General features: G+C 70.3%; 17 protein-coding genes. 8 read left to right on the top strand and 9 right to left on the bottom strand.

The features are described from left to right. The first annotated feature begins 84 nt into the window (after nucleotides 1-84). Nucleotides 85-2,310, top strand: a complete 2,226-nt coding sequence (locus ACF1CT_RS07795) for a HelD family protein (protein WP_391783063.1) — start codon at nucleotides 85-87, stop codon at nucleotides 2,308-2,310. A 197-nt stretch (nucleotides 2,311-2,507) separates the two neighbouring features. Here the strand turns inward: ACF1CT_RS07795 and ACF1CT_RS07790 are convergent, their stop codons facing one another. Beyond that, nucleotides 2,508-3,263, bottom strand: a complete 756-nt coding sequence (locus ACF1CT_RS07790) for an MgtC/SapB family protein (protein WP_391782873.1) — start codon at nucleotides 3,261-3,263, stop codon at nucleotides 2,508-2,510. 223 nt (nucleotides 3,264-3,486) lie between these two features. Here ACF1CT_RS07790 and ACF1CT_RS07785 point away from each other — a divergent pair, with 223 nt between their 5' ends. Continuing rightward, nucleotides 3,487-3,897, top strand: coding sequence for a VOC family protein (locus tag ACF1CT_RS07785; protein ID WP_391782872.1), 411 nt, complete (start codon nucleotides 3,487-3,489; stop codon nucleotides 3,895-3,897). A 121-nt stretch (nucleotides 3,898-4,018) separates the two neighbouring features. On the opposite strand, the gene ACF1CT_RS07780 is transcribed toward ACF1CT_RS07785, so the two are convergent. Continuing rightward, the gene (locus ACF1CT_RS07780) at nucleotides 4,019-4,876 is read right to left on the bottom strand and encodes a class I SAM-dependent methyltransferase (RefSeq protein ID WP_391782871.1); all 858 of its coding nucleotides are present in this window, start codon (nucleotides 4,874-4,876) and stop codon (nucleotides 4,019-4,021) included. A 249-nt stretch (nucleotides 4,877-5,125) separates the two neighbouring features. On the opposite strand from ACF1CT_RS07780, the gene ACF1CT_RS07775 reads away from it, so the two are divergent. The 3 genes from ACF1CT_RS07775 to ACF1CT_RS07765 all read left to right on the top strand — a co-directional run bounded on the left by ACF1CT_RS07775 (nucleotide 5,126) and on the right by ACF1CT_RS07765 (nucleotide 8,808). Next, nucleotides 5,126-6,637 carry an alpha/beta fold hydrolase gene (locus ACF1CT_RS07775; RefSeq protein ID WP_391782870.1) on the top strand — a complete coding sequence of 504 codons (1,512 nt, stop codon included), beginning with the start codon at nucleotides 5,126-5,128 and terminating at the stop codon, nucleotides 6,635-6,637. Between the two features lie 72 nt (nucleotides 6,638-6,709). Next, the gene (locus ACF1CT_RS07770) at nucleotides 6,710-7,366 is read left to right on the top strand and encodes a TetR/AcrR family transcriptional regulator (protein WP_391782869.1); all 657 of its coding nucleotides are present in this window, start codon (nucleotides 6,710-6,712) and stop codon (nucleotides 7,364-7,366) included. A gap of 50 nt (nucleotides 7,367-7,416) precedes the next feature. Then, nucleotides 7,417-8,808: an MFS transporter gene (locus ACF1CT_RS07765; protein WP_391783062.1), complete on the top strand. Its 1,392-nt coding sequence runs from the start codon at nucleotides 7,417-7,419 to the stop codon at nucleotides 8,806-8,808. Nucleotides 8,809-8,958: 150 nt separating this feature from the next. On the opposite strand, the gene ACF1CT_RS07760 is transcribed toward ACF1CT_RS07765, so the two are convergent. From ACF1CT_RS07760 to ACF1CT_RS07735, 6 genes are all read right to left on the bottom strand, one after another. Continuing rightward, nucleotides 8,959-10,563 (bottom strand): glycoside hydrolase family 13 protein, encoded by a 1,605-nt coding sequence (locus ACF1CT_RS07760; protein ID WP_391782868.1) that lies wholly within the window; start codon nucleotides 10,561-10,563, stop codon nucleotides 8,959-8,961. A gap of 147 nt (nucleotides 10,564-10,710) precedes the next feature. Continuing rightward, on the bottom strand, nucleotides 10,711-11,586 hold the full coding sequence (locus tag ACF1CT_RS07755) for a carbohydrate ABC transporter permease (protein ID WP_391782867.1): 876 nt from the start codon (nucleotides 11,584-11,586) through the stop codon (nucleotides 10,711-10,713). Nucleotides 11,587-11,604: 18 nt separating this feature from the next. Further along, nucleotides 11,605-12,567 carry a carbohydrate ABC transporter permease gene (locus ACF1CT_RS07750; protein WP_391782866.1) on the bottom strand — a complete coding sequence of 321 codons (963 nt, stop codon included), beginning with the start codon at nucleotides 12,565-12,567 and terminating at the stop codon, nucleotides 11,605-11,607. Nucleotides 12,568-12,665: 98 nt separating this feature from the next. Continuing rightward, nucleotides 12,666-14,078, bottom strand: coding sequence for an extracellular solute-binding protein (locus ACF1CT_RS07745; protein ID WP_391782865.1), 1,413 nt, complete (start codon nucleotides 14,076-14,078; stop codon nucleotides 12,666-12,668). Between the two features lie 291 nt (nucleotides 14,079-14,369). Next, entirely contained in the window at nucleotides 14,370-15,377 is a 1,008-nt protein-coding gene (locus ACF1CT_RS07740) for a LacI family DNA-binding transcriptional regulator (protein WP_391782864.1), read from the bottom strand. Nucleotides 15,378-15,499: 122 nt separating this feature from the next. Continuing rightward, nucleotides 15,500-19,510: a discoidin domain-containing protein gene (locus ACF1CT_RS07735; RefSeq protein WP_391782863.1), complete on the bottom strand. Its 4,011-nt coding sequence runs from the start codon at nucleotides 19,508-19,510 to the stop codon at nucleotides 15,500-15,502. Between the two features lie 528 nt (nucleotides 19,511-20,038). Between ACF1CT_RS07735 and ACF1CT_RS07730 the strand changes: the two genes are divergently transcribed. After that, entirely contained in the window at nucleotides 20,039-22,249 is a 2,211-nt protein-coding gene (locus ACF1CT_RS07730; protein ID WP_391782862.1) for a discoidin domain-containing protein, read from the top strand. Nucleotides 22,250-22,672: 423 nt separating this feature from the next. On the opposite strand, the gene ACF1CT_RS07725 is transcribed toward ACF1CT_RS07730, so the two are convergent. Beyond that, nucleotides 22,673-23,983 carry an ROK family protein gene (locus tag ACF1CT_RS07725; protein ID WP_391782861.1) on the bottom strand — a complete coding sequence of 437 codons (1,311 nt, stop codon included), beginning with the start codon at nucleotides 23,981-23,983 and terminating at the stop codon, nucleotides 22,673-22,675. Between the two features lie 183 nt (nucleotides 23,984-24,166). Between ACF1CT_RS07725 and ACF1CT_RS07720 the strand changes: the two genes are divergently transcribed. Continuing rightward, on the top strand, nucleotides 24,167-25,483 hold the full coding sequence (locus ACF1CT_RS07720) for an ABC transporter substrate-binding protein (RefSeq protein WP_391782860.1): 1,317 nt from the start codon (nucleotides 24,167-24,169) through the stop codon (nucleotides 25,481-25,483). A 13-nt stretch (nucleotides 25,484-25,496) separates the two neighbouring features. Continuing rightward, entirely contained in the window at nucleotides 25,497-26,495 is a 999-nt protein-coding gene (locus tag ACF1CT_RS07715; protein WP_391782859.1) for a carbohydrate ABC transporter permease, read from the top strand. The last annotated feature ends 11 nt before the right edge of the window (nucleotides 26,496-26,506 follow it).

Raw genomic sequence — 26,506 nt, 5'->3', positions numbered from 1 at the left:
CTTCATGCCTTTGCGAGGAAGGCGTGAAGGGAAACTCTCTATGAGAACCATATCGCGTCAGGAGTGGAATTGTCAACCGAGGAAATGCGACGGGAGCAGCAATTCATCACCGGTCTCTACATCCGGCTCGATCAGCTCAGGAAGCAGGCCGAGGAGTCGAGGCGTGCGGCACTTGCGCAGGTCGGGAGCGGTTTTCAGGCGAGGATCGAGCGGGATGTGCTGGTGGCGGAGCAGTCCGGGCTGCTCCACGCGATTCACGCGGGGGAGAACGGTCTCTGTTTCGGCCGCCTCGACTTCAGGGACGGCCCGACCCATCACATCGGGCGCATCGGAATTCGGCAGGACGACCAGTCCCGTACCCCTCTGGTCATTGATTGGCGAGCGGATGTGGCGCGCCCCTTCTACCTGGCCACCGGTCATACGCCGATGGGCCTGCGGCGCAGGCGGCACATCACCACGCGGGGGCGCACCGTCACCGCGCTCCACGACGAGCTGATGGACCTCGCGGACCCGACCCGTACCGGGCACGAGGGCGCGGACGCCGACGAGGTGCTGCTGGCCGCGCTCGACGCGTCCCGCACGGGGCGGATGCACGACATCGTCCGCACCATCCAGGCCGAGCAGGACCGCATCATCCGGGCGCCCCACCGGGGAGTCCTGGTCGTCGAGGGCGGCCCCGGCACCGGGAAGACCGTCGTCGCGCTGCACCGGGCGGCATATCTGCTGTACGAGCACCGGGAACTCCTGGCCCGCCGCGCCGTGCTGATCGTCGGCCCGAATCCGGCCTTCCTCAGCTACATCGGCGACGTGCTGCCGGCGTTGGGCGAGACCGGGGTACTGCTGGCCACCATCGGCGAACTCTTCCCCGGGGTGCACGCCACCGGCACCGACAGTCCGGCCGCCGCCGAGGTCAAGGGCCGCGCCGCGATGGCCGGCGTGCTGGCGAAGGCGCTGCGGGACCGGCAGACCGTGCCCGAGCGGGCGACCGAGATCGATCACGACGGGTACGGGACACTCCGGCTGGACCGGGCCATGGCCGAGGACGCGCGCCATCGGGCGCGCGAGAGCGGGCTGCCCCACAACCTGGCAAGGCCCGTCTTCGCGTTCCACGTCATCGACGCGCTCACCGCGCAACTCGCCGAACGGATCGGTGCCGACCCGTTCGGCGGGCCCAATCTGCTGGGACCCGACGACCTCGCCCAGATGGGCAAGGAGATCGCGACGAGCCGGGAGGTCCACGCCGCCGTGGACGAGCTGTGGCCGCAGCTCACTCCGCAGGAGTTCGTCGCGGACTTCCTCGCCGAGCCGATCCACCTCGACGACGGGTCGGCCGAGGCGATCCGGCGGCGGGGCGGGCCGTGGACCCCGGCCGACGTACCGCTCCTCGACGAGGCCGCCGAACTGCTGGGCGAGGACGACAGCGCCGCCCGGGCCGAGGCCGAGGCCGAGCGCCAGGAGCGGATCGCCTACGCGCAGGGCGTGCTGGAGCTGTCCGCGGGTTCGGAGACGTACGAGTTCGAGGACGAGGAGTCCGAGACCCTCGCGGCGCACGACATCATCGACGCCGAGCGGATGGCCGAACGACACGAGGAGGCCGACCACCGCAGCGCGGCCGAGCGGGCGGCGGCCGACCGCACCTGGGCGTTCGGCCACATCGTCGTCGACGAGGCGCAGGAGCTCTCGGCTATGGCCTGGCGGCTGCTGATGCGGCGCGTTCCCACGCGCTCCATGACTCTCGTCGGAGACCCGGCGCAGACCGCGGAACCGTCAGGGCTCGGCTCCTGGGAACACATTCTGGAACCGTACGTGGGCGACCGCTGGGAGCATGTGCGGCTGGGGGTCAACTACCGTACGCCCACCGAGATCATGGAGGTCGCCGCCGATTTCCTGCGCGCGCACGACCCGTCGTTCGTGCCGCCCGGCTCGGTGCGGTCGACCGGGGCGCGCCCCTGGGCGCTGCGGGTCACCGAGGACGGCCTCGCCGCCGCCGTGGCACGGGAGGCCGCCGCGGCTGCCGCGGACGGGGGACGGCTCGCGGTCGTCGCCCCGAGGGCGCTGCACGCCTCGCTGCTCGCCCGGCTGCCGGACGCCGCTCACGGGCCCGCGCCCGACCTCACCCGTGACGTGGTGCTCCTGGACGCGCGGCAGGCGAAGGGGCTGGAGTTCGACTCCGTGCTGGTCGTGGAACCTGCCGCGTACGGGATGAGCGATCTGTACGTCGCGCTGACCCGTGCCACCCAGCGTCTCGGGGTCCTGCACACCGGCGAGCTGCCGAAGGGGCTCGGCGGACTGGAGGAAGCGGCCCGCTGACCACGCGGCCGGAGGGAGACCGGGGGCCACCCCCGTCCGCCGGGGCCGTCCACGGCAGGGGCCGTCCGCGGCGTCGGGGAAGGCATTCAGGCCGGAACTCCGGCACCGGGGGCGCCCGTTGTACCGAATTCGCACACGGTGCCGGTCGTTCGCGTGTGCGTGGGCGACGAGGTACGCCCGTACGGCACGGACGGGCGTCATTCCTCGTCGCCGCCGACCGTGCCGACCCTGACGACCCCGTCGAGGTCTCCGAGCACGGTCACCAGACGGCTCAGGTCGGTGCGCCCGACCAACTCCATTCGTACCGTGGACACACGGCCCGGTTCCGGTTCCGGTTCCGGATACGATCCGTTCTCCACGGTCACGGCGACCACCCGCAGTCCGAGCGATGTCGTCTCCTCCAGAATGCGGGGCAGCAGCCCGCTGCCGGACCGGTAGGTGAGCAGGAGGACGCCGCTGCTCTCGGGATAGGTCATCGACAGCCGGTCCGTGATGACCGGATAGCCCCGGACGACGAGGAAGTGGATGACGGTCGCGCCCAGTGCGAGCAGGGGCAGGCCCCCGCCGCAGGCCATGCCGATGGCACAGGTGAGCCAGACGGTGGCAGCCGTGGTCAGCCCGCGCACCGAGTTCCGGCGGACGAAGATGAGACCCCCGCCGATGAAGCCGATACCTGAGACGATCTGGGCGGCGACCCGCGACGGGTCGAACGCGACGCCCTCCATGCCGAGCATCGCGCCGAAGCCGTGCTGCGACACCTCCATGAACAGGGCACTGCCCACACCGACCAGGGTGTGGGTGCGCAGCCCCGCGCTCTTCTGCTGGACCGTTCGTTCGAGGCCGATGGCGGTGGAGAGCACGAGCGCGATGGTCAGTTCGGTGAACTGCCGTCCTCCCTGTGCGCTCCCGAACTCCCACAGTCCCGCGGCCAGTCCGACTGTTCCGTCGTGCACGCAAACCTCCCGGTGAGCCACCGTAGGACATACGCAGTCGTGGTGCGGGGCGCGGGAACCTCCGGGTGGGCCCACGGGCCACCCGGAGGAGGTCACGGCTACGGAGGAGGACGCAGCACGGAACGGCGGTCGACACCGGGGCCCACGCACGTCCGGCGCGATGGGCCCCGGCGCCGCACGCCGATCCACCACGGACGACGGAGCAGCCCTTAGCATGATCGCCATGGACCTCACCATCCACACAAGCGTTCTCCCGCACGACGATCCGGACGCGTCCCTGGCCTTCTACCGCGATGTCCTCGGCTTCGAGGTCCGCGGCGACGTCGGTCAGGGCAGGATGCGCTGGATCACGGTCGGCCCCGTGGGCCAGCCCGGCACGTCCATCCTCCTGGCGCCGCCGGTCACCGACCCCGGCGTCACCGAGGACGAGCGGCGCACCATCACCGAGATGATGGCCAAGGGAACCTACGGCTGGATTCTGCTCGCCACCCGGGACCTCGACGACACCTTCGAGACGGTCCGGGCCCGCCATGCCGAGGTCGTCCAGGAACCGACCGAGCAGCCGTACGGCATGCGCGACTGCGCCCTGCGCGATCCCGCGGGCAACATGGTCCGCATCCAGGAACTCCGGTAGGCGCGCCGGGCCGGGCGTTCGCCCGCCCGTACCGGCCCGCCCCCGTACGCGGACGACGAGGGCCTCCGCGTCGTACCGGACCCGGGTCCGTACGGAGCGGCACCGGGACCGGGACCGGTCGTCACCGTCCGTGCGCCCGCGCGTGGGCGATCCGCGACAGGTCGAACGGTACGAGCGTGTCCCGGCGGTCCCACAGGGCGGCATCGAGCATTTCGCGCTGACGGACGCCCTCCACGAGAGCGAAGCCGCAGTCGGACAACAGAGCGGCGAGGCCGTCCGGGGTGAAGAACGTCTTCCACGGCTCGCCCTGCCCGGAGGCGAAGAGCGCGACGGCGTCGACGTACTGCTGCGCGGCGGCGTCGCGCAGCCCCTCGGGAAGGAGGTAGTCCATGACGAGCTCCGTGCCGGCGGCGAACCCGCCCACCGCCGCCAGGATCCGGGCGACGGCGTCGGCGCCGAGGTACATGCTGACGCCCAGCCACATGACCACCGCCGGTTCGCCGTCGTCGAATCCGTGGGCGCGCAGCCCCGCGCCCAGGGAGTCCCGCTCCAGGTCGAGCGGGACGTAGACCACGCGGTCGGAGCCCGGCGCACCGACAGCGGTCAGCCGTTCCCGCTTCGTCCGCTGGACGTCGGGACGGTCGACCTCGAAGACCCGGACGTCCTCGGCGAGGTCGGAGCGATGGGCGAAGGTGTCGAGACCCGCGCCGAGCACGACGCACTGGCGTGTGCCCGAACGAAGGGCCCGCATGACGCGGTCCTCGGCATATCTGCTGCGGCAGACGGTCTGGGCCCGGGCGGCGGAGAGCACCGGCTGGTCCCCGTGGAGGCGGTGGTGGCCGAGGAGTTCTTCGGCCCGGTCTCCCAGCAGTGCTTCGGCGAGTGTGTCGGCGAGTATCAGCGGCGGTCGGTCGACTACGAGGTGGGCGGCACGGGCGGCAGCGGCCATCAGAGCGGTGCTGTTCCAGTTCTTTGACATCACCAAGGCATCGTATGCATGAAAACTGACATCATATCATATATGGTGAATTATATCAATAATCCGTAATGGTGATTCGGTGATGGTGATTTGGTGCCGTTCGGGGGAGGGGGAGTCGGGCGATTCCCCGCGTCGCCTCCTGCGGGGGCGTGTGCGGGACGGGCGTGATTCGCCGACGGGAACGCCTTGTTACGTTCTCACCATGTCTCCATGGAGGCGCCGTCATACGGGGTCGTGACAGTGGCGCGCATGAACACGATCATGCGTGCGAACCCGAACCCGAAACTGAACCCGAACGTGGGGCGGCGGGTCGCCTCCGTGGTTCTGGCCCTGTCCGCCTCGGTGGCCGTCCTGGCCGCCCCCGCCTCGGCGGTTGCCCGGGAGCAGTCCGGCACCGCCGCCCCCGTGCCGCCGATCCGTTGGGGAGCCTGTCCCCCGGCCGAGCCGCCCTACCCCGATCCCAGTCCGAGGGCACAGTGCGCGACGGTCGAGGTGCCGCTCGACTGGGCCCACCCGAACGGCCCGAGGACCGGCATCTTCGTCGCGCGGTACCGGGCCACCGACCCCGCACGGCGGATCGGTGTCCTGATGTCGAATCCGGGCGGCCCCGGCGCCCCCGGGGCCGACGACGCGCTGTACGCGGACGATCCCGTCGGGGGCTACTCCCCGGCCATGCTCCAGCGCTTCGACATGATCGGCTTCGACCCGCGCGGCATCGGCCGCAGCCGGAGCGCCGCATGCGACGAGACGATCACCGACGGGGCATCGGCCCGCCCCGGCACCGTCGCCGAGTTCGAGCGGCTGCGCACACTGAACGGCCGGCTGGCGGACAGTTGTCTGCGACGGACGGGACCGCTCGCGGCCCATATGGACGGCGAAAGCGTGGCCCGCGACATGGACGCGATCCGTGCCGCCCTCGGCGAACGCCGGATCAGTTTCCTCGGCCACTCCTACGGCACGTTCCTCGGTGAGCGCTACGCCCGGCTGTTCCCCGGCAGGCTCCGCGCACTGGCCCTCGACAGCGCCATGGACCCGGACCGGCCGGACGCCGAGCGGTACCTCACCGACGGCAGCGTCACCATCGACAACACCCTGAAACGGCTCGCGGCATGGTGCGAGAAGGACACGGCCTGCGCACTCAACGGCAAGGACGTGACGGCCGTCACCGACACATTGTTCGCCCGTGCCGACGCGGGCACGCTCCGCGAGCCCGGTCCGACCGGCCCGACGCGGACAGAGGTCGACGCCGACATGCTGGCCGACTTCCTGACCTTCGCACTCGGCAAGGGAAGCCCCACGGAGGCGGCGCGGCAACTTGCCGCCCTGTACACGGGAAAGGGCGAGGTCCGCTGGTCCCCGGTCGGCATCGATGTCGCCTCACGGCTCGTGCTGTGCCGGGACAACGACTTCCGGATCCGCGACTACGCCGAGTACCGGGCCATCCGCGAGAGGGTCGCGAAAGCCGCCCCGCACGTCCGCTACAACGCCCAGGCGCTGGACATCGTTCTCGGCTGCCAGGGCTGGACCATGCCGCCGAAGGCCCGGCCCGCCCGTGCGAAGGGTGACCTTCCGCCCGTTCTCGTGGTCAACGCCACCCATGATCTGGCGACCCCTCTGCCGGGCGCGCGGCGCATGGCGCGCTCCTTCCCGAAGGCATCCCTGTTCACGATGGACGTCGTGGGGCACTGGCTCTACCGCAGGGGCGAGACGGAGCAGGCGATGCGGGTCGTCGACGCCTACCTCACCGACCCGAAGGGCTGATCCGGCGGCACCGCGGGGAGAGGCTCCAGCCAGGCGTAGACACTGTCTACGCCTGGCTGGTAGACAGTGTCCATGGACAATGAGAAGTCGCTGCGGGAACGGTTGATCGATGTCGGAGTGGACCTCGTGATCACCGAGGGCTCCGCGTCGCTGGGACTGCGCGAGATCGCCCGCCGGGCAGGGGTGTCCCACGGGGCGCCACGCCGTCACTTCCCCACACACCAGGCCCTGCTCTCCGCGATCGCCCGGCGCGGCTTCGAGGACCTCGGGGCCCGGTTCGAGGCGGCGATCGAGGGTGCCGCGTCGGCGCAGGCCCAGCTGCGGGCCCTCGCGCGGGTGTACGTCGCGTACGCCCTGGAGCACCGGGGCATGTTCGAGCTGATGTTCCGCCACGACCTGCTCGACAGCGAAGGGAGCCCGTCGGACCGGCCGCGGTTGCGGGAATCGACCCTGCCGCTCTACGAGTTCATCGTCCGGCTCGTCGCCCGGTACCGGACGGAACGGGACACGGCGCGGGAACCTGTCGGCCCGGCCGGGACCGAGCCGCCGCCGGCCGTGACGGCCGCCGCTCTCTGGTCGAACATCCACGGCATCGCCCAACTGTGGGCCTGGCGCAGCCTTCAACTCGCCCTCGGCGCCCCGCCGTCCGACGCCGCGTCCGGCGGTGCCGAACTCGACCGGCTCGTCGACGCGGCACTCGACGCCCATCTCGGCCCGGTGAGCGTGTGATCCGGACCTTACGGCCGCACCTCGCGCTTCTGGTCAGTGCGGCGGGCGCGATGATCGTCGCGCTGGACGGCACGGTACTGCTCATGGCACAGCCCGGGTTGCGGCACGGTCTCGGCGCGACCGTGGCCCAGGCCCAGTGGACCAGCACCGCCTATCTGCTCGCGGTGGCCGCGTTCCTGATCATCGCCGGGCGTCTCGGCGACCGCTACGGGCACGTGCGGCTCCTGCTCATCGGCGTCCTCGGCTTCGGCGTCACCTCGGCCGGCATCGCGCTCGCGTCCCACATCGGCTGGGTGATCGCACTGCGTGCCCTCCAGGGCGTGTTCGGCGCGCTTCTGCAACCGGCGACACTCGCGCTGCTGCGGCTGGCCTATCCGGCGCACCGGCTCGATACCCCGGTCGCCGTCCGGACCGGCGCGATCGCGGTGGCCGCGGGGGCCGGTCCGGTCCTCGGGGGCGTCCTCGTCGAACATCTGGGCTGGCGCGCGGTGTTCTGGGTCAACCTCCCCGTCGCGCTCGTGATCGCGGCGATCGCCGTGGCCGTCCGGACACCGCCGCCCGAACGTGCCGACTCCCGCGCGGACTTCGTCGGCGCGGCCCTGCTCGCCTCCGTGCTCGCTGTTCTCGTCCACACCCTCGCCGAAGCGCCGACCCATGGGTGGACCGCCCCGTCGACGGTGGCGGGCCTGACCGCCTTCGTCTGCCTCGCGGCGGTGCTCGTCGCACACCAACGCCACCGCGCCCACCCGATCGTGCCGCTCGTCGTGGCGCGGTCCGTACCGGTGACGGCGTCGATGGCGCTCCTGCTGGTCGTCGCCGGAGGCATGTTCGGCGCGCTGTTCGTGGCCACGTTCCTGCTTCAGGACGTTCTCCGGCTCGACCCGCTCACCACCGGCCTACGGGTGCTGCCGCTCACCGTGCTGATGGTCCTGGGCGCGCCCGCCGCGAGCGTCGCGCTGCGCAGGTACGGCCCGCGGCGTACCGCGCTCGCCGGTACGTTCCTCGTGACCCTCGGCATCGTGGGCCTGTCCCGGATCGGCCCGGCCACCGGCATGACGGTCACCGGGGCGGCCTTCGCCGTGCTCGGCGCGGGGTTCGCGGCCGTGATGGTCACCGCCACCGGGACGGTCGTCGGTGACGCGCCGCCCGGATACGCCGGGGTGGTCAGCGGGCTCAAGCAGACGGCCATGAACATCGGCCCGACACTCGGGATCGCCGTCGCCGCCGGCACGATGCGCGTGAACCCGCTCCCCGTCGGGCAGCTTGCCGCGTCCGCCCCGGCGATGGGCCCCGCCCTGCTGACCCTGGCCGGACTCGCCGCGCTCGGCGTGCTGCCGGCGTCCCTGCTGCCCCTGCGGCCGACCCCGCGGGACGGGACCCGCAGGTCCCGGCGACCACCGGGTCGCGCTCCGCAGGCGGATCCGACTGGCGTCACCCGGTGACCGTCGCAGCGAGGGGGACGGCCGTCGCCGGGGCGCCCCGGCCGCCGCGCCCCGGCCGCCACGCCCCGGCCGCCACGCCCCGGGAAGGGCCGGTGGCCTCCCCCGACGGGGGAGGCGTGGACGGCGGGTCCCGGCGGTTCGGCCGCGGTGTCAGTCCAGCAGCCACACGGCGGTGTCCTGCGGAAGACGGCCCCGTTCGTCCAGCGGACCGCTGGTGAGCAGGACGTCCGTGTGGGCAGGCAGTTCCGCGGGTTCGGCGGCGAGGTTGACGACGCAGGTCACGGCACCGTCCCGGGTGAAGGCGAGGACTTCCGGTGCGGACGGCAGCCAGGCCAGCGGCTCGTTCCCGAAGCCGGGGACGGTACGTCGTAGCCGCAGTGCCCGGCGGTACAGCGTCAGCATCGACGACGGGTCGGCGTCCTGCCGGTCGGCGGCGTACGTCGGCCAGTCCTCCGGCTGCGGCAGCCAGGGCTCGCCCGGCGAGCCGAAACCGCTGTGCGGAGCGGAGGCGACCCACGGGAGGGGCACCCGGCAGCCGTCGCGTCCCGGGTCGGTGCCGCCGGAACGGAAGTGCATCGGGTCCTGGACGCGGTCCAGGGGCACATCGGCCTCGGGCAGGCCCAGTTCCTCGCCCTGGTAGACGTAGACCGCCCCGGGGAGCGCCAGGGTCAGCAGGGCGGCGGCGCGGGCGCGCCGGGTGCCGAGTTCCAGGTCCGTGGGTGTCCCGAAGGCCTTCTTGGCGAAGTCGAAGCCGGTGTCCTCGCGGCCGTACCGCGTCACGGTCCGGGTCACGTCGTGGTTGCACAGCACCCAGGTCGCCGGGGCGCCAACCGGGGCGTGCTCGGCCAGGGTGTCGTCGATGGTCCGGCGCAGCCGGTCGGCCCGCCACGGGCACGCGAGGAAGTTGAAGTTGAAGGCGGTGTGCAGTTCGTCGGGGCGGAGGTAGCGGGCGAAGCGCTCGGAGTCGGGCAGCCAGACCTCGCCGACGAAGACTCCCCGGTACTCGTCGGCGACGGTACGCCAGGACCGGTAGATGTCGTGCAGTTCGTCCTGGTCGATGTAGGGGTGGGGGTCGACGCCCTCGATGAAGTCGGCGAGTGCCGGGTCCTTGGCGAGCAGTGCCGCCGAGTCGATCCGTACGCCCGCGACGCCCCGCTCGAACCAGAAGCGAAGAATCTCCTCGTGTTCCTGACGGACCCGGGGGTGGGCCCAGTTGAGGTCGGGCTGCTCGGGGGTGAAGAGGTGGAGGTACCACTCTCCGTCGGGCACGCGGGTCCAGGTGGGCCCGGAGAACTGGGAGGGCCAGTTGTTGGGCGGGAGCCGGCCGTTCTCGCCCCGGCCGGGCCGGAAGTGGAAGAGTTCGCGCTCGGGGCTGCCGGGCCCGGCCTCCAGGGCGGCCCGGAACCAGGCGTGCTGGTCGGACACGTGGTTGGGGACGATGTCGACGATCACCCGGATGCCGGATTCCCGGGCCTCCGCGATGAGCTTCTCGGCCTCGGCGAGCGTCCCGAAGGCGGGGTCGACGGTGCGGTAGTCGGCGACGTCGTAGCCGCCGTCCACCAGCGGCGAGACGTACCAGGGCGTGAACCAGAGGGCGTCGACGCCCAGTTCGGCGAGATAGGGGAGTTTCGTCCGGACGCCCGCGAGGTCCCCGGTGCCGTCGCCGTCGCCGTCGGCGAAGCTGCGTGGGTACACCTGGTAGATGACGGCGTCGCGCCACCAGTCGTCGGCGCTTTCCGAGTGAGGGGCTGCCACGTGACGGTCCTTTCGGGCAGGGGTTCTCCGCCGCCCCGGAGCGCGCCGTCCCGGCGGGCGGGGCGGCGGGCGGGGGGACGGCTGCGGAGGCTTCATGGATGTGCGGGAGGGCGCGCGGCGCGAGGACGCGGCGCCGGGGGCGGGCGGTCAGCCCTTGAGACCACCGGCGGTGAGACCGCCCATGATGTTGCGCTGGAAGACCAGGAAGATGAGCAGCGTCGGCAGGGACGCGATGGTGAGGGCGGCGATCAGGACGTTCTCGGGCACGCCGTTGGAGAGCGAGTAGATACCGACGTTGAGTGTCTGCATGGCCGGGTCGGGCAGCGTGAGCATCGGCCAGAGGAAGTCCTTCCAGACCCCGACCACGGCGAAGATGGAGACGACGCCCAGGATCGGCCGCGAGACGGGCAGCACGATCGACCACAGGGTGCGCATCGGCGAGGCCCCGTCCATGGCCGCGGCGTCCAGCAGTTCCTTCGGGATGGAGTCGAAGAACCGCTTCAGCAGGAAGATGTTGAAGGCGTTCGTCACCGAGGGCAGCCAGATCACCCACGGCGAGTTCAGGAGATTGCGTTCCACGATCGGCACGTCCAGCACGGTGAGGTACTGCGGAACGACGAGCACGGTCGCGGGGATCATCAGGGTGGCGAGCATCATGCCGAGGATCGCCTTGCCGAGGACCGGCCGCAGCTTGGAGAGCGAGTAGGCCGCCGCCACGTCGAGGACGAGTTGGAAGGCCAGGGCGCCGAAGGCGTAGTACAGCGTGTTGAAAAGGAGCCGGGAGAGGTCCATCACCTCCCAGGCACGGGCGTAGTTCCCGGGGTTCAGCGACCCGGGGACGAGCGTCGGGGGCGTCTGGACCGCCTCCTGCGTGGTCTTGAGGCCGCCGGACACCATCCAGTAGAGGGGGCCGAGGAAGACCAGGGTGAACAGGGCGACGACGAGGACGAAGGTCACCCAGTAGACGGCCCTGCCCCGTGGCCTGGCCAACTGGGCCGGCGAGATGAGTGTGCGTGTGGACATCTGTCGTATCTCCCGGTCCTATTCGTCCTCGGCGCGGCTGAGCCTGACGTACACCGCCGAGACCCCGGCCAGCAGGACGAGGAGGAGCAGCCCGAGCGCCGCCGCGGCGCCGTAGTCGTTGAAGTTGAAGGCGTACTGGTAGATGAGGTGGACCACGGTGGTGGTCGATCCCTCGGGGCCCGCGCCGCCGGTGAGCAGGAACGGTTCGACGAAGACCTGCATGGTCGCGATGACCTGCATGAGCAGCAGCAGCGAGAGGATGAGCCGGGTCTGCGGGATGGTGACGTGCCAGATCTTGCGGAACAGTCCCGCCCCGTCCAGCTCCGCGGCCTCGTACAGTTCGCCGGGGATTCCCTGGAGCGCGGCGAGGTAGATCAGGGTCGCACCGCCCATGTTCATCCAGGTCGCCGCGACGACGACGGAGAGCATGGAGGTGTCCGGGTCCTGGAGCCACTGCTGCGCGGGCAGGCCGAAGAAGCCGAGGAGCTCGTTGAGCAGGCCGTATCCGGGGTCGTAGAGGTACTTGAAGAGCAGTACGGAGGCGACCGGCGGCAGCATGACCGGCAGGTAGACCAGCAGCCGCAGGTACCCCCGTGCGTGCCGGAACTCGTTGAGCACCACCGCGACGACGAACGGCACGGCGAAGCCGAGGACCAGTGCGAGCACGGTGAACAGCAGGGTGTTGCGCCAGGCCTGCCAGAAGGCGGGGTCGTCGGCGACGGTGCTCAGGTTGGCCAGGCCGGCCCAGGCGGTCCGCCCTCCCTCGGTCTTCTGGAAGGCGAGGAGGAACTCCCTCACCATCGGGTACCAGGAGAACAACGAGAAGCAGATCACGGCACCGATCAGGAAGCCGTGGGCGGTGAGGTTGCGGCGCAGGTGCTTGGCGAACGTTCCGCCGGGCGGCTCCGGGCGGTGGTCGCCGTGGTGACGGGAGCGGTCGGGCTCCTTCACCGTCGTCGTGGTGGGGGCGGGGGCCGACATCGTCGCCTCCTCGGTGCGGTGGTGCCGGAGTGCGGTCACGGTCCGGGCGCGGACGGGGCGCGTGCGCCGGGCTGACGGACCCGGTCCCCCGGGGCCGGTCACTGGTGGGCCAGGACCTGGTTGACCTGTGTCTCGGCGGTGGCGAGCAGCTTGTCGACGTCGGCGTTCCTGTTGGTGAGGAGGCCCGACATCACGTTGTCCAGGACCTTGTAGACCTCCTGGGCCTTCGGCGGCTCCGCCTTGCCCGCGACGGGGTTGTCCATGAACGTCCTGAAGTTGGCGACCGGCATGGTGGCGTGCTCGACGCGGGCCGCGTCGTCCTTCGCCTTGGACTCGTTCAGCCAGAAGTTGGGCTGGGGAACGCCCACGGGCAGCTTGTCGGCCTTGGTGCGGGCCCACTCGAACTGCCCCTTGCCGACGGTGAGGTTCTTGAAGTTCAGCCAGGCGATGGCGGCCTTGATCCTGTCGCCGGGGATGCCCTTCTTGACCATGTAGTTGTTGCCGCCGGCCAGGGTGTTCCTCCCGCCCGGGATCGGTCCCATGCCGAAGTTCTCGTACTTGGCGCCGAGCTGCTGGACCATGTACGCGATGTCGTCGGGCGCGGCGAGGAACATGCCCAGCTTGTCGGTGGCTATCTGCTTCTGCAGGTCGCCCCACTTCAGGAGCTGTGTCCTGCCCATGCTGTCGTCCTGCCAGCGCATGGCGTGGAGGTTCTCGGCGACCTGCCTGCCGAGGTCGTTGTTGAACGCGGCCTTCCTGCCGCTCGCGTCGACGACCTCGCCGCCGACGCTGTACATCTGCGCGGTGAAGTGCCAGCCGCCGGTGTTGCCCGCGCTGTACTCGCCGAAGCCCGCGATGCCCTTGCCCAGGCCCGCGATCTTCCTGGCCGCCGCCCGGACCTCCTCCCAGGTGCGCGGCGGTGCGTCGGGGTCCAGGCCGGCCTGCTGGAAGAGCTTGCGGTTGATGAGCAGGCCCATCGTGTAGTTGCTGGTGGGCAGGCCGTAGAGCTTGCCGTCGTGCTTGAGCGAGCCGAGGACGCTCGGGTCGATGTCCTTCAGCAGGGGAACGCTCTTGTCGTTGACGTAGGCCGTGATGTCGGCGGCGCCGTCGTTGTCGAGCACCTGCGGCAGGTCGGTGAAATACGTGTAGAAGACGTCCGGCTGCGACTTGGCCTTCAGCATCGCCGTGAAGCGCGGCGGTTCGAGGCACTGGCCGGCGGTGGAGCGTCCTTCGACGGTGACGTTCGGGTACGTCCTGTTGAACTCGGCGACGTCCTCCTTCCACTCCTTCAGCTCGGCCGCCTTCGCCGTCGGGGGCATGCAGTCGATGGTCAACGTCACCTTGGTCCTCGGGTCCAGAGGGGCGGTGGGATCGGTCGATCCACCGCCCTCGGATCCGCCGCCGTCGTTGCTGCTGCTCGTGCCGCAGGCGGCGAGCGCGGTCAGCGCGAGAGCGGAGACGAGAGTGAACGCGCCCGCACGGCGGGTACGGCGGAACCGGGCACTTCTCATGGGTGGTCCCCTTCGGGCATGAACGTGGAGGTCGCCCCACCGCCGATGCGATGTGGGGCGCCGCACACTCAACCACCACCCACAGATGTACGCAATATTCCGCGCTGATTTCGTAATTGATTGACATCTTCCCGTATGGGGGGCGTTGAGGGTGTGCACTTCGCCGACCGGGCCACCGTGTGGTGCGACAGCGGGCCGCCCCGCGGCGCGGACACGGAAATGCCGCGGGGCCCCGCCCGGAGGTACGGACGGGGCCCCGCGGCATCGCGACGCGCGGAGTTCGGGCGGTGGCTACCGCGGCACCTGGGCCGTCGAGCCGCGCACCACGAGTTCGGGCTCGAAGAGCAGTTCACCGGGGTGCACCTCGCCGCCCTGGATCTGGGAGCAGAGCAACTCGACGGCCGCGCGCCCCATCGCCTCGATGGGCTGACGCACCGTGGTGAGCGGCGGCTCCGTGCAGTTCATGAAGGCCGAGTCGTCGTAGCCGACCACGGAGACGTCGCCCGGCACCGCGAACCCGCGCCGTCGTGCCGCCCGCACGGCGCCCAGGGCCAGCGGGTCACTCGCGCAGATGATGCCGGTGACCCCGCGGTCGAGCAGGCGCGACGCGGCGGCCTGACCGCTCTCCAGGGAGAACATCGCCCGCTCCACGCGAGTGTCCGGCAACTCCCCGCCGCCCGCCCGTGCGATGTCCCGCGCGGCCCCCAGCTTGCGTCGCGAGGGAATGTGGTCGGCGGGGCCCAGCACCAGGCCGATGGACTCGTGGCCCAGCGAGACCAGATGGCGCCAGGCCTGCTCGACGGCGACGGCGTCGTCGCAGGAGATGCAGGGGAAGTCGAGGCTCTCGACCGGCGCGTTGATGAGGACGACCGGGATCTTCCGCTCGGCGAGCTGCCGGTAGTGCTCGTGCGGGGCGTCCGCCTGGGCGAACAGCCCACCGGCGAAGACGACGCCGGAGACCTGCTGCTGGAGCAGCAGGTCCACGTAGTCGGCCTCGGAGACGCCGCCCTTGGTCTGGGTGCACAGGACCGGCGTGAGCCCCTGCTGTGCCAGCGCGCCGCCGATCACCTCGGCGAAGGCCGGGAAGATGGGGTTCTGCAACTCGGGCAGGACCAGGCCCACGAGGCGCGCGCGTTCGCCCCGCAGCTGGGTCGGCCGCTCGTACCCGAGCACGTCCAGCGCGGTGAGCACGGACTGCCGGGTCGCCTGGGAGACCCCGGGCTTGCCGTTGAGTACCCGGCTGACCGTGGCCTCGCTGACACCCACCTTCTTCGCCACCTGAGCAAGTCGTCGCGTCATGAGCGCAAGACTAACGCAAATCCCGCAAGCGGCTTGCGTCGCTTCTGCGCTTCCCTCCGCCGGACACGGCCCCCGGCGGCCGAACGGTTCCCGTCCGGCCGCCGGGGGCCTTCCCCTTTTGGCTACGGATTGACGTCGATCCTGAAGGTGGAGGTGGTGTTCCGGGTGTCCACCGTGTTGCCGGAGAGCCGCAGACCGTTGAAGGTCACCTCACCGACCGCCGGCCCCTGGCCCGCCTCCGGCATCTCGTTCGCCCACAGGCCGAAGCCGGACTTGGCGTCGAACGCGTCCCCGCTCTTGCGGGCGCCCGAGACCGAGATGTCGGTGAAGACCGTGTCCTTGATCGGGAACTGGGGCTGCCCACCGACGTAGTTGGTCTGGAACATGATGCCGCTGTACGTCGGATCGACGATGTCGACGTGATTGACCCTGATGCCCTGGAAGATCTTGGAGGCCGAGAACACCCAGATGCCCGGGAAGGTCTGCGACCCCCAGAAATGGCCTCCTGCCCGTTCGACGGAGATGTTCTCCAGGGTCGTCGGACCGGTTCCGAAGCCGTTCATCGGATAGCCGAAGTCCAGCGACGAGATGGTGATCCCGGAGTAGACGAGCGTGTCCGCGATACGGATGTTGCGGAAGGTGTTGTCGTAGCCTCCGTAGACGGCGACGCCCGCGGCACGCCAGGTCAGGATCGACGTCAGGTTCTCGTAGACGTTGTCCTTCATGTCCGAGCCGCCCGCGTCGATCGCCGAGAACAGCGCGAAGCTGTCGTCGCCCGTGGCGCGTGCCTCGTTGTTGGACACCAGGTTGTCCGTCGACCCGTTGGTCATGTTGATGCCGTCGGCGAACATGTTCCGGATCCGGGAGTTCTTGATGGTGATGCGGTCGGTGTTGGCGCCCCAGTACAGGCACACCATGTGTTCGTTCCAGATGTTGTCGATCACGATGTCGCTGACGTCGGCGAAGTCGAACACCTTCCCCGGTCCGTCGATCCGTGAGGTGTAGTTGCCGAAGTACGCGAAGTCCGAGAACGACGATCCCTTCGCGGAGGCGTCCGCCCGGAACCCGATGTCGGTGTTCTCCTGCGCCGAGGGCGCCCGGAACGTCGTGTACCAGGGCCCGGCACCGACCACCTTCACCGCCTTCCCGTAGACCTGGAACTTGCTCGACGTCTGGTACTCACCGGCCGGCAGGTAGACCCCGACCAGTTTCCCCGTGGTGTCCATGCGCACCCTGTCCAGCGCGTTCTGGACGTCCTGGTGCGTGAACCCGGCGGGCACGGTGTACGTGGCCGGATCGGGGTTGGCGACCGGTGCCACCTGCTCCAGGCTGATGAAGTCGATCGCGTACGTGGAGGTGTTCGCGGCGTCCTTCTGGAGCCGGATCCTGCTCCCGGCGGGCACGGTCTCGCCGAGCATGATGTGCGCCTCGTCGTAGATGTGCCGGGGCGCGCCCGAACCAGGGGAGTTGCCGGGCGAGGTCTCCGCCCCGTACAGCCAGGCGTACTTGGACGTCAGCGGGAGCGCCTTCCTCAGGACGCCGTCGACGTAGACGTCGATGGTGGAGTCGATGCCGCCGCCGCCCGGGGCGTCCGGGACGGAGAAGCGGGTCACCAGGGTGTTGGCCGAGGCACGGGTGGTGAACTCGACGTACTGACCTGTCGCCTCCAGGGTCACGGCCCTGCGGCCCGAGGCCTCGCCCGCCACGTCGCCGACCGTGCGGTTGGGGCCCACGACCCGGGCACCGCCGCCGGCCGTGCCGTCCTCCGCCTCGTACATGTCGTACGGCATGTTCGCGCCTCGCCCGACGAACAGCGACTGGGTGGACGTGTTGTTCTCGCGCTTCACCGGCAGTTCGTTGGCGTCATCGGCGAGGACGACCTCGACGGTGTACGAGCCGTTGACCGCCTTCCAGGTGCCGAGCCCCACGGGAGCGGCGGTCGCGCCGGCCGCGATCGTGCCGGTGTGCGCGCCCGTCAGCGTCTTGACGGTGGCGCCCTTGGAGTCGATCACGGCGAGTGTCACGCCGTGGCTCCCGCCGCCCGAGTCGATGGTCCCCTGGTTCCTGACGGAGACGGAGAAGGCCACGTCGTCGCCCGCGGAGGGGCTGGACGGCGAGGTGCTCACCGACGCCGCGACCAGGTCGGAGCTGGCGACGGGGCTCACCACGAGGGGTTCCGGGCGGATGAAGGTGTTGTTCGACTCGTTCTGCTCGATGACCTCGTTCTCCTCGTCGGCGACCGCGCTCAGCTCGTAGCTGCCCGCGTCCCGGGCCCCGATGGAGGCGCTGACGGTGGTCTGCGCCCCCGCGGCCAGCGGTCCGACCGACGCGGTGGCGACCTTCGTGCCGCCGAGCCGCAGCGCCACCTTGCCGGCGGGCGCCGCGACCGGTCCGCTGTTGCGCACCGTGGCCCCGAGCGTGATCGAGTCCGACTCGACCGGCGCCGCGGGCGTCGCCGTCATACCCGTGACCACCAGATCCGGGTTGGGCGCCGGGACCCCGATGACCTGGAACTCCGCGAGCTGCCCTGCCGACGAGCCGGAGTTGGCGGTGAACCTCAGCCGCACGTCGGCGACGCGCGCGGTGAGCGGCACGGTGACGCTGTTCCCGTTCGCCGGGTCGAACGTGTAGCCCTTCGCGGCGACGAGCCCGGTGAAGGAGGTGGCGCTCTGCTCCCGGCCGAGGACCTCGATGGTCTGGGTGCGGGTGGACCACGCGCCGTCCGGGTTGAGCTTCAGGACGAGGCGGTCGATGTCGGCGTTCGCGCCAAGCTCGACGGAGAGGGTGTTCGGGTAGCTGCCGGGCGCCCCTTCCCAGTAGGTCGTCACGCTGTTGTCGTTGGCGTTCGCCGCGACGAAGGTGTGGACCACCGAGGACGCGCTGATCTTCTTGCCCACCGCGAGGTTGGAGCCCGTGCTCCCGGAACCGTTGCGGGTGACGGAGTTGCTGTTGCCCGACTGGTTCCCGGCGGCGTCCTTCGCCCGCACGTAGTACGAGACGGTCTGATCGGCGGGCCGGTCGTCGGTGTACGTCGTGACGTCGCCGCCCACGCTCGTCAGGAGCGTGTTGTCGGCGTAGATGTCGTAGCCGGTGACGCCGGTGTCGTCCGTGGAGGCGTTCCAGGTGAGCCTGATCCGGCCGTCGGCAGGTTCGGTGAGGGCGAGTCCGGTGGGCGCGGTCGGTGCCCGGGTATCGCCCGACACCGGGCCGTAGATCTCCAGTTCGGAGAGCTGGGCCCCCGGCTGGACGCTGTTCGCGGTGATCAGGACGCGGACGTACCGGGTGGTGGCCGCGTCGAAGGACAGCGTCGCGGACTGCCCGCCCGCACTGTCGAAGGTGTACGCCCGGGACGCCGTCAGGTCGGTGAAGTCCGATCCGTTCGTGCTGCCCCGGAGCTTCAGCGTCTGGCTGCGCGCGCCCCAGCCGTCGGGAAGCCGCAGGACGACCCGGTCGACGCGGACGGCGGAGCCGAGGTCGGCCTGGATCCACTGCGGGAAGGCGTTGTTGCGGCTCTCCCAGTACGTGGCCCTGTCGCCGTCGTTGGCGTTCCCCTCGACACAGGTCTCGGTGTGGCTGCTGGCGGTCAGGGTCCGCCCTTTCGCCAGGTCGACGGAGGACTCGTCCGCGACGTGCACCTCCAGCTCGGAGAGCTGGGCGACCCGCCCGGCCGTGTTGTCGGTGATGTCGATCCGTACGAACCGTGTCCTGGTCGCGGGAAAGGCCACCTCGACGGTATCGGCCGACCCCGGACCGAAGGTGTACGAGGCGGACTTCTTCAGTGTCGTGAAGCTGGTCCCGTCGGTGCTCCCCTGCACGGAGAGCGTCTGGCTCCGGCTCTTCCAGCCGGCCGGCAGCTTCAGGACGACCCCGTCCGTCCGGACGGTGGCCCCGAGATCGGTCTGGACCCACTGGGGCAGACCGGTTCCCGAACTCTCCCAGTACGTGTTCCGGTTCCCGTCGGTGATGCCGGTGGCGGCCCTCCCGGTCCGGGCGCTGCTCGCCGCGGTCGACCGTCCGGCCGCGATGTCCGGCCCGTCGGCCGCCGACGCGACCGGAACCGGCCGGACGAGTGCCAGAAGGCCGGTCACGATCACCGCGGACAAGGCCCGCGACCTCCAGCGTTTCGCTCTCATGATTCCTCGATCCTCGGCCTCGCGCCCTGACGGCGACGAGACGCGGCTCAGACGTGTCGTGATGAGGATTGGGTTTATGCGTCATGTGCGAGAACTCTTGCGTGGAACGATCGGAGGGTTGCAGACAAGTGACGACACGTCTACCGATCGAACGGCCCGGATCGAGTGTCGAACCGACCCCGTACGGGCCTTCACCAGCTCGCATCAGGCGTTTTCGCGCCGACTGTCAGGAAACGTAAGTTCGCTGCAAAAAACGTAAACGATTTGCGTAGCGGAGGGGCGCGCGGTGACGCCGGGCCGGCCTGTGAACGGGCTCCGGAGCGGGTGCTTCCGGCGAAGTTCCCGTCCGGCGGAACCGGTCCGGAAGGGGGTGCGAACTTGTGTCGCCGACCCTTCCGTTCGGTATCCAAGATCTTAAGTCAAGCCAAAAGAAAAGTGGTGACCGACGTATTGACGTCACTTGTCAGGTCCCTGCAAGGTTCCGGGGAGCGCTCTCCCGTTCCCCCCTGTTCCAAGGAGACTTCCGCCATGCCCGTAGTCGGCATTCCCGTGACGTACCCCCCACCACCCCCGGCGACCGCCGGGCGCCGCGTACGACGCGGCCTCGTCGTCGGCGTCGTCGCCGCCCTCGTCGCGACCCTCCTCGCGGTCCTCCCGGCCGGGGAGGCGCGGGCCGCCCAGACGCTCCTGTCCCAGGGCAGGCCGGTCACGGCCTCCAGCCAGGAGAACGGCGGCACTCCGGCGGACGCCGCCGTGGACGGGGACCTCGGGACCCGCTGGTCGAGCGGCGCCTCCGACGACGAGTGGCTCCAGGTGGACCTCGGTGCCCCCGTCGCCGTCGGCCAGGTCGTGCTGCGCTGGGAGACGGCCTACGCCAGGGCCTACCGCGTCGAACTCTCCACCGACGGCACCACCTGGACCACCGCCCACAGCACGACGAACGGAACCGGCGGCACCGAGACCGTCCCCGTCTCCGGCACCGCCCGCTATGTGCGGATGCACGGCGTGACGCGCGCCACCGGATACGGCTACTCGCTCTGGGAGTTCCAGGTGTACGGCGACGAGGGCGACGACGGCGGCCCGACGCTGCCGGGCGGCGGCGACCTCGGCCCCAACGTGCACATCCTCGACCCGTCCACGCCCGGCATCCAGGCCACGCTCGACGAGGTCTTCAAGCAGCAGGAATCGGCCCAGTTCGGCAGTGGCAGGCACGCCTTCCTGCTCAAGCCGGGCACGTACGAGGGCCTCAACGCCCAGATCGGCTTCTACACCCAGATCGCCGGACTCGGCCTGCGCCCGGACGACACCACCATCAACGGCGACGTGACCGTCGACGCCGGCTGGTTCAACGGCAACGCCACCCAGAACTTCTGGCGCGCCGCCGAGAACCTGGCGCTCAACCCGGTCAACGGCACCGACCGCTGGGCCGTCTCCCAGGCCGCCTCGTTCCGGCGGATGCACGTCAAGGGCGGCCTGAACCTCGCACCGGACGGATACGGCTGGGCCAGCGGCGGCTACATCGCCGACTCGAAGATCGACGGCACGGTGGGACCGTATTCGCAGCAGCAGTGGTACACCCGCGACAGCTCGGTCGGCGGCTGGACCAACGGCGTCTGGAACATGACCTTCTCCGGCGTCGAGGGCGCCCCCGCCACGAGCTTCCCCGACCCGCCGTACACCACGCTCGACACCACCCCCGTCTCCCGCGAGAAGCCCTTCCTCCACCTCGACGGGAACGAGTACAAGGTCTTCGCCCCCGCCAAACGCGTCGACGCGCGCGGCACCACCTGGGCGAACGGCACCCCGCAGGGCGAGTCGATCCCGCTGAGCCGTTTCTACGTCGTCAAGCCGGGGGCGACCGCGGCGACCATCAACGAGGCTCTCGCCCAGGGGCTGCACCTGCTGTTCACCCCGGGCGTCTACCACGTCGACCGCACCATCGAGATCGACCGCGCGAACACGATCGTGCTCGGCCTGGGCCTCGCCACGATCATTCCGGACAACGGGGTGACGGCCATGAGGGTGGCCGATGTCGACGGCGTCCGACTGGCAGGTCTGCTGATCGACGCGGGCCCGGTCAACTCGCCGACCCTGCTGGAGATCGGCCCCCCGGGTGCCGCCGCCGACCACGCCGCCAACCCCACCACCGTCCAGGACGTGTACATCCGGATCGGCGGTGCCGGTGCAGGCAGGGCGACCACCAGCATGGTCGTCAACAGCGACGACACGATCATCGACCACACCTGGGTCTGGCGCGCCGACCACGGTGCGGGCGTCGGCTGGGAGACCAACCGGGCCGACTACGGGATCCGCGTCAACGGCGACGACGTCCTGGCCACCGGCCTGTTCGTCGAGCACTTCAACAAGTACGACGTCGAGTGGTACGGCGACCGCGGCCGAACGATCTTCTACCAGAACGAGAAGGCGTACGACGCCCCCGACCAGGCCGCCATCCAGAACGGCGCGACGAAGGGCTACGCCGCCTATCGTGTCGACGACTCGGTGAACACCCATGAGGCATGGGGCCTGGGCAGCTACTGCTATTACAACGTGGACCCGTCGATCCGTCAGGACCACGGCTTCAAGGCCCCGGTCAAGCCCGGCGTGAGGTTCCACGACCTGCTCACGGTCTCCCTCGGCGGGAACGGCCACTACGCGCACGTCATCAACGACACCGGAGCCTCGACCGAACCCTCCGGCAGCTCCACCGTCCCCTCGACCGTCGTCTCCTTCCCCTGATCCGCAGAGGTCCGGACCGGGCTCGCCCCCGGTCCGGACCCATCCCCGCCGCCCGGTCCGGCAAGGCCCGGGCGGCCCGGGCCCACCGTGCACCCCCGCCCACCGTGCACCGTGCACCTCGCCCGCCCACAGACCCCGCCCGGACGCGACCGGTGTGCCCCGGCAGGCACAGGCGGCGGAGACCGTCCTCTCCCGGCGTCCGCCAACGGCACCGACCGGCACGCCCTGAAGACCGTCACCGGAGGCGACGGCGGCACGGACGAGATCGCCGTCTCCGGCCCGGGACGCCACGTCCGGATGCAGGGCGTCGCCCGCTCCGGCGGCTACGGCCACTCCCGGCGGGAGTTACAGGTCCACGGCGACGAGGGCTCCGGCCCCGAGCCGTCCGGCCACCCCGCTCAGTGGGCCGTCCGGCCACCCCGCTCAGTGGGCCGTCCGCTCCCGCAGCGCCTCCTGCCACGCCGGAGTCGTCTCCTCGGTGTCCGCCGGTTCCCGGCGGCCGCCGTGGGCGAAGAAGTCCGCGAGCGGGAGGATCGCCGCGCCGACGGTGACGGCGTCCGGTCCGAGGGTGCCGAGGTCGATGCGCACGCGGGAGGCCGGGAAGGACAGGGCGTAGGAGGTGGCGTACTCGCGCACGGTGTCCAGGAAGCGGGTGCCCAGCTGGAGGCCGGCCCAGCCGCCCACGAGAATCCGCTCGGGCTGGAAGAGGTTGATCAGGTCGGCGAAACCGGCGCCGAGGTACTCGGCCGTCTCCTCCAGGACGGCGAGCGCCGTGGCGTCCGGTTCCGTCTCCGGGGCGGCGGGGTAGGCGGCGGCCAGCATCGCCGTCAGGGCGGTCTCCTCGTCCGCGCCGGCCGGAGGCCGCCCGCCCGCCTCGCGCCACCGTTCCAGGAGCGCCTCCGCGCCCGCGTACGCCTCCAGGCAGCCCTGGGCACCACATCGGCAACGGCGCCCCCGGACCCGTACGGTCAGATGCCCCCACTCCACGGCCCGCCCGGCCCCCAGGTCGTCCGAGACGACCGAGGCGCCGACGCCGGAGCCGAAGAGCACCACCACGGCATTGCGCACGCCCCTTCCGGCGCCGAACCACATCTCCGCCTGGCCGAGGGTCTTGGCCCCGTTGTCGATGAAGTACGGAACCGACTCCGGCAGGGGCACGGAGGCGCGCAGCAGCCGCTCCAGCGGGACGGCGTCCCAGCCGATCGTCTGCCCGTGGACCACGGCGAGGTTCTCCGGGCTCCGGACGACGATTCCGGGCACACCGACGCCGATGCCGAGCAGGCGTCGGGGATCGATGTCCGCCTGCCGGACGACTTCCTCGACGCCGTCGCGGACATGACCGACGACGACCCCGACCTCGTACCGGTCGATCTGACGAGCGCCTTGCGTCTCCAACGGCCTCTCGACACGGGCGAGTTCGGTGAGCGCCATGTCCAGGAGCTCGACCCGGACGCGGGTCTCCCCGACATCCACGCCGATCATGTAGGCGCTCTCCTGCGCGATGCGCAGCAGGGTGCGGGGGCGCCCGCCCGCCGAGTCGACACTGCCGGCCTCCTCGACCAGGCCCTCCGCGACGAGTTCGGCGACGACGTTGCTGATCGAGCCGGAACTCAGCCCGGTCGCCGGGCCCAGCGAGAAGCGGCTCATCGGTCCGTCGAAATACAACCGTTGCAATACCGCCGTGCGGTTCTCGCGCCGCAGGTCACGCACCGTCCGGCCACCGCGCACTGTCACCGAGCACTCTCTTCTCTAGGTCCTGACTCGCAACATACCCCCGCCGCACCTCTTGACGCCACCTTCGCTTGAGGTTTAAATCACGACCTAAATTAAGTCGGGATCAGGCTTCGGAGGTTGAACGCGGGACGTCGCGCCCTCTTCTCCCCGGCTTCCACGACTCCACGAAAGGCCTCCGGGATCATGCGCAGAATCAGAGCCGCGGTTGTCGGCGCCGCCACCCTCTCCCTCGCCCTCACGGCGACCGCCTGCGGCGGCGGCTCCGCGGGCGGGTCGGGGTCGAACTCCGAGCCCGGGACCCTCACCTACTGGGCGTCCAACCAGGGCGCGAGCATCGAGGTGGACAAGAAGGTCCTCCAACCCGAACTCGACAAGTTCGAGAAGGAGACCGGCATCAAGGTGAAGCTGGAGGTCGTGCCCTGGTCCGACCTGCTCAACCGCATCCTCACCGCGACCACCTCCGGCCAGGGCCCCGACGTCCTCAACATCGGCAACACCTGGAGCGCCTCCCTCCAGTCCAGCGGCGCCCTGCTGCCCTGGGACACGAAGAACTTCGAGGCCATCGGCGGAAAGGACCGCTTCGTCGAATCCGCCCTGGGCTCCACCGGCGTCTCCGGCCAGGACCCGGCCGCGGTGCCGCTCTACTCCATGGCCTACGCGCTCTACTACAACAAGAAGATGTTCAGGGACGCCGGCGTCGAGAAGCCGCCGACGACCTGGGACGAACTGGTCACCACCGGAAAGAGGCTGAGCAAGGACGGCAAGGGTGCCATCGGAGTCGAGGGGTCCAATCTCTCCAACAACATCCACCAGGTCTTCGTCCTCGGCAAGCAGCACGGCGCCGACTTCTTCACCCCCGACGGCAAGGCCGACTTCACCTCCGACGGGGCCGTCGCCGCCGTCAAGCAGTACGTCGACCTCATGGCCGCCGACAAGATCGTCGCTCCCGGCAACGCCGAGTACGCCCAGAACCAGTCCCTCAGCGACTTCGCCAAGGACAGGACCGCCATGGTCCTCTGGCAGACCGCCTCCGCCACGTTCGAGGCCCAGGGCATGAACGACGACGAGTGGGGCGTCGCCGCGGCGCCCGTCCAGTCCGGCGCACCCGGCTCCGGCCGGTCCACCAACTCCATGGTCGCCGGCATCAACATGGCCGTTTTCAAGAACACCAGGAACACCGACAGCGCCCTGAAGTTCGTGAAGTTCATGACCGGGGACGCGGAGCAGAAGATCCTCAACACGGCCTACGGGTCCATACCGCCGGTCAAGGCGGCCCAGCAGGACCCCGCCTTCGACACACCCGCCCTGGCCGTCCTGCGCGACACCCTCGCCACCAGCGCCTCCGCCCTGCCGCAGGTTCCCGAGGAGTCCCAGTTCGAGACCGTCGTCGGGACCGCCGTCAAGGAACTCTTCGCCGACGCCGCCGCCGGCCGTCCCGTCACCACCGCCTCCGTCAGGGCCAAGCTCGAAAAGGCCCAGCAGCAGATGCCCAAGAAGTGAGCCCGGTGCCCTGATGACCACCACCACCGCCATCGACACGACCGGCGGCCGGACCGGGCGGCGGGCCACGCCCGGGACGGCACCGCGCCGACGGCTCCCCGGGCGGCTGCGGGCCATCGGCCTGCCGTACCTCCTGCTCCTGCCCGCCCTGGTCCTGGAACTCCTCGTCCACCTGGTGCCGATGCTCATCGGCATCGTGATGAGCTTCAAGGAGCTCACCCAGTTCTACATCCGCGACTGGACCACCGCCCCCTGGACCGGACTCGACAACTACGCGATCTCGGTCGACTTCGACGCCCCGGTCGGCGAGGCGCTGCTGAAGTCGTTCCTCACGACCTGCCTCTTCACCGTCTGCTCGGTCGGCCTGTGCTGGCTGCTCGGCACCGCGGCGGCGGTCTTCCTGCAGGAGTCGTTCCGCGGCCGGGGCCTGCTGCGCGCGATCTTCCTCGTGCCGTACGCCCTGCCCGTCTACGCCGCCGTCATCACCTGGGCGTTCATGTTCCAGCGCGACAACGGCCTCATCAACCACGTCCTGCACGACCAGCTCGGACTCACCGACAACCCGCCGTTCTGGCTGATCGGGGACAACAGCTTCATCACCCTGCTCGTCGTCTCCGTGTGGAAGGGCTGGCCCTTCGCCTTCCTCATCACGATGGCCGGCCTCCAGAACATCCCCCGGGAGATCTACGAGGCCGCGGCCCTCGACGGCGCGGGCATCCTGCAGCAGATCCGCCGGATCACCCTGCCGTCGCTGCGCCCGGTGAACCAGGTCCTCGTGCTGGTGCTGTTCCTCTGGACGTTCAACGACTTCAACACCCCCTTCGTCCTCTTCGGCAAGGCGGCCCCCGAGTCCGCCGACCTCATCTCCCTGCACATCTACCAGTCCTCGTTCCAGACCTGGAACTTCGGCACCGGGTCGGCCATGTCCGTGCTGCTCCTGCTGTTCCTGCTCGTCGTCACGGGCGTCTACCTGTTCCTCACCTCCCGGGGAAGGAAGGCCACCGATGCCTAGAAACGCCCGGT

It is taken from the genome of Streptomyces sp. NPDC014734, from assembly GCF_043083325.1.
In the GTDB taxonomy this organism is placed as follows: Bacteria; Actinomycetota; Actinomycetes; order Streptomycetales; family Streptomycetaceae; genus Streptomyces.
The sequence above is the reverse complement of the archived record's forward strand: the minus strand, read 5'-3'. Positions and strand labels throughout refer to the sequence as shown.